Below are 384 nucleotides of genomic sequence, written 5' to 3'. Positions count from 1 at the left end.
CGCCGCTAACATATCATCACGACTCACATTCTTGATATTCAGAAACTCATCTTTTGCTGCCGCCTCCGACAAAGGGATAGTTTGAATACCGTCTTTCTTTCCCCCTGGTGCATACAAAAATAAATTACGGAAATTCCCTGGTCCTTTACTGCTTTTGAGTGCTTCACGAATTTTATCAACATCATCGGTTTTCTGTGCAGCATCACTGATATACAAGATATATCCTGCGTGTGAACCATTCAGGTAATACTTACGGCGAAACAGCGTTGATGCTTCATTGAGTAACACAGATGGAATAGCGGCTAAGTATTCAGGCAGCCCGTAAATTTCTTGGTTAATATCAGGCTCAATTAAGTGATGCACTTTGCCGGTTTCAAACTCATA

The 384-nt window shown here is 41.4% G+C and carries 1 pseudogene; it reads right to left on the bottom strand.

The window, feature by feature from the left end:
• A pseudogene (locus PROVRUST_RS19885) lies at positions 1 to 384 on the bottom strand (phage portal protein); the annotation flags it as partial.

Origin of the sequence: Providencia rustigianii DSM 4541 (assembly GCF_000156395.1) — a bacterium.
GTDB lineage: Bacteria > Pseudomonadota > Gammaproteobacteria > Enterobacterales > Enterobacteriaceae > Providencia > Providencia rustigianii.
This window is presented reverse-complemented; position numbering and strand designations above follow the sequence as displayed.